Genomic DNA, 4,051 nt, shown 5'->3' on the forward strand with positions numbered 1-4,051 from the left:
GTGCTGTCGAAGTGCTGTCAAAGTGTTAGGCAATACAAAAAAGAAGGATCATAATGATAATAAAAATTTGAAATACAAAAATGAGGGCTGAGGTTCTCAAAGTCCGATTTATAAAGAAGAACCTTAGTACAGTATAAAGAAATAACAATATGGAAAAATCAACAATAATAGCGACGACAAATCATCATAACACTATTACAAACACAAGTAGTAGTAATGCTAAAGTTTTGCAAGCTGAATTGGCTTGGTTAAGTTTAGTATTGCAGACTCGTTTAGAACTACATTTCCAACAGGAAACTATATATGAATCTATTACTGATTTAACAGTCCCCAATATTGAGGATAAAGAAGGAAGTTATGCCAATTTTATCCAAGAACACAAACTCAACTTTGCAGAACGATTGCTACTAATTCTGGCATTAGTACCACATTTAAAACCTGAGGTTTTAAATATTTTACTCACTAAAAATAAAGACTATGATCGTAGGTATAGCGAATTTGGAGGAGTATTATTAGAAGGACATTTGGGGTTAATTCCTACTGCAGAAACAGCTATGTTTTTATTAGCAGGAGATGACCTTCAAAAACGACTACAATACCACGTATTACTTACTCAGAATTTTATAGCTATACAACAGGGAATGATTCGTATATCACAAACTAAAGGAAACAGTCCTTTATTGAGTAGTATATGGATGATTGCGAATGAATATGTAGCCTCTATAATAACCGGTATACCCTATCAAGCAATATATAGCCCTGATTTCCCTGCGCAACAGTTGCATACTAAGCTATCGTGGCAGGATCTCATCGTCTCTAGATCTACAGCACGTAGCTTGCAGGAAATCAGGGATTGGGTTACTCACGGACAAACAGTTTTAGAAGCTTTAGAGCTGGGAAAACGATTAAAATCCGGCTACAAAAGTTTGTTTTATGGGCCACCAGGAACAGGTAAAAGTATGGCTGCTGCTTTATTGGGGAAAAGCACAGGTAAACAAGTGTATAAAATAGATCTGAGTATGACGGTTTCTAAATACATCGGTGAAACCGAAAAAAATCTAGCAAAAGTATTTGATCAGGCACAGCAGCACGATTGGATTTTGTTCTTTGATGAAGCCGATTCTTTATTTGGGCAACGTACTCAGGTAAGCAGTGCTAATGATCGATATGGAAATCAGGAAATTGGGTATTTGCTACAACGTATAGAAGATTTTCCTGGAGTAGTAATCCTTGCAAGTAATTTGAAAGATAATATAGACGAAGCTTTTACTCGAAGATTCCAATCAATGATTGAATTTAAAATGCCTGGAGTAGAAGAACGCTATCAGTTATGGCAGCAGTCTTTTGCTCAGAAATTACCATTGGATGCTGAAGCAGACCTATGGGAGATTGCAGAACACTATGATATCTCAGGTGGATTGATGATGAATGTGATACGGAAATGTACACTGCAAGCAGTAACCAATGAAAAAGCTACTATCTCTCAGCAAAGTTTGGAAACAGCCATAAAGCAAGAGTTACAGAAGGAAGGAGTTATTTTGAGTTAATAAAATATGATAAATTTTAAGAAAGTGTGAGAATAAACTAGAGAAAGGTTTTGAAAAACATCCCTCCCCAGCCCTCCCTTCAAAAGGGAGGGAACTTAAAAAGTCTCCCTTCGAAGGGAGATTTAGAGGGATGTCTTATCCCATCCCTCTGCTATCCATATTAAGACATAGAAGTGAAAATCAGAAAATAAACTATGAAAACACAAATAGATAAAACTCAGCAACCGCAGAACTCGATTACCCCGAGAGTTGCTAGTGAATCTAGTAACGGAGGTACGGCACAACTTATGGATAACCGTACCTCTTCTATCGATCAGCGACAACTGCAACAATCTATGGGTAGGAATGAAAAACCTATACAAAGGAAGAATAAAACCGGCCTACCCGACAACCTAAAATCCGGAATCGAAAATCTATCTGGTTATAGCATGGATGATGTAAAAGTGCATTACAACTCCAGCAAACCAGCGCAATTACAAGCCCATGCCTATGCGCAAGGAACTGATATTCACTTAGCACCAGGACAAGAAAAACACCTTCCGCACGAAGCCTGGCATGTGGTACAGCAAAAACAAGGTCGGGTCAAACCGACACGACAACTAAAAAGTAAAGTGAACATCAATGATGATGTTGGTTTAGAAAAAGAGGCGGATGTTATGGGGGCGAGGGCGTTACATTCTAATACTCAGCATCCTGTTTTTGGCCTGTCAAAGCGGTCAACATCCAATAAACCTTTGGCTGCAAAAATAACAGAAAACAATAGTAGGATTGTACTAAGAAAAAAGATAAAAAAATTAGACAATAAAAAATCAGGCTTATACATCATTGGAGAAAATCACAATGATTATGATGATAACATCCGCTTAAAGGAACAGGAGGTGATATACGGAATTATGAAATATCATAGCTATACATATTTTCGAGAAGGAGATCTAAAGGTGAAAGGAAATTTTGCAGACCCTATTGTCTTAAGATTAGAAAACGCCTTGGCTTTTTCAAAAGAAGATTTGAGAGACCTTTCTATGTATACCGAAACGGTAACAGAGATAGATGCATATGAAAACAATGGAGCAAAAATTAATGCTGGATCTATTATAAATTCGATAGATAATATGACTATAGAACCGCTAACAAAAAAAACAAAGCTTAAGGGTAGCAAGCTAAAAAATATAGTAAAGGCAATAGTAGCCCAATTGCATGAAAAAGGTTTGCAGAACGATGAAGGTGTAATACGTCAATTATGTTCGAACGATTTAGTTTGGACAGATATAATAGGTACAAACAATTTTAATGGTGTTACTATGGTACAAGCGGAATTAATTTCTAAACTAGAGTATGAGGAAAAAAAACCGATAGGTACCAGTGATCACCTGTTTCAGATGAATAATTATCTGAAAAAAAATTACGGTCGTTTGAAAGGTTCAATTCTTGAATATAAAGAAGAGTATGAAAACAAAAATGAACTGCCATACGAATTTGATTTGTTACAAGAACTTGAAAGCTTTTTAGATAGTTGGAAACAGGCAAACGATACTGGCTTACAATTCGTGGATAAAGAAGATGGTATAAAGGCAAATAAAGTCTATAACAAATTCCGAGAGGTATTGAACAGACAGGAATTTAATAACATCAGGACGGGAGAAAATGTAAGAAAAGATAGAAGCAAATGTATGCATGAAGCCGCAGAAGAGTTGCATGACAAAAATATCATTTGGAAAGTAGGTGATAAACATGTTTCTGACATTATCAACATGGAAAAAAATACAGGTATCAAAACAAATTATTATTATATGGACAAAGAATCTTTCCAAAAAAAATATTGGAGTAAAATCAAACCTAAATAGCTTCAGGAATACGACAATGCTAAATAAGAAAACAATCTGTGACTAATTGTAAGGTGTATAATGTGACAAAACTTCGCATTGACTAATGAAAATGTGAGGTAGCCTGCCATTTTATAAGTTTTAGCATAACGCCACTTTTAGTATTCTTGAAAATGGTGAGAAACGTAGCATCAATATTGTACGGATTTGTTATCCATGCTTTTAATAAATAAAGAACATAAGCTATGAAAGCACTATTAGAAAACTCCCAAAAACCCCAAAAAAGAACGGTACAACGGGTACAACAAGAACACTTGATCGCGCGGATTTGTAATCCGTATTTCTGATAGTTATCAATTCAATAAAATGTTATACAAAAGCAATGAAAGCACCACTAGAAAACATTCAGGAACAACAAAAAGAAACCGTACAACGGGTACCACAAGAACCCAGTACTGGAGGCGAAGCCACCATTGTTGATTACCGTCCCGCCATAGCAGTACAACGCAAGTTGAGGTCAGTTATGGGAGGATCAGAAGATAATACGAAGAATCCAATCCAACGAAAAAACAATACCGGCTTACCCGATACACTAAAATCAGGCATCGAAAACTTATCTGGCTACAGTATGGATGATGTAAAAGTATATTACAACTCTAGTAAACCTGCACAGCTACAAGC

Annotated in this window: 3 protein-coding genes; all 3 read left to right on the forward strand. The window is 36.1% G+C overall.

The features are described from left to right. Positions 1 to 149: 149 nt before the first annotated feature. Complete coding sequence (locus tag GBO31_RS23240) at positions 150 to 1,547, forward strand: ATP-binding protein (protein WP_219011013.1); 1,398 nt, start codon at positions 150 to 152, stop codon at positions 1,545 to 1,547. A gap of 194 nt (positions 1,548 to 1,741) precedes the next feature. Next, positions 1,742 to 3,391: a DUF4157 domain-containing protein gene (locus GBO31_RS23245; RefSeq protein WP_219011014.1), complete on the forward strand. Its 1,650-nt coding sequence runs from the start codon at positions 1,742 to 1,744 to the stop codon at positions 3,389 to 3,391. A gap of 361 nt (positions 3,392 to 3,752) precedes the next feature. Continuing rightward, positions 3,753 to 4,051: hypothetical protein (locus tag GBO31_RS23250; protein ID WP_219011015.1), on the forward strand; the 299-nt coding region annotated here is incomplete at its 3' end.

This window comes from Aquimarina litoralis (genome assembly GCF_019295435.1).
GTDB classification, from domain to species: domain Bacteria; phylum Bacteroidota; class Bacteroidia; order Flavobacteriales; family Flavobacteriaceae; genus Aquimarina; species Aquimarina litoralis_A.

Bases quoted from the DNA above. Each gene is read 5' to 3' on its own strand.
- GBO31_RS23240 (WP_219011013.1), top strand. From the start codon at position 150: ATGGAAAAATCAACAATAATAGCGACGACAAATCATCATAACACTATT.
- GBO31_RS23245 (WP_219011014.1), top strand. From the start codon at position 1,742: ATGAAAACACAAATAGATAAAACTCAGCAACCGCAGAACTCGATTACC.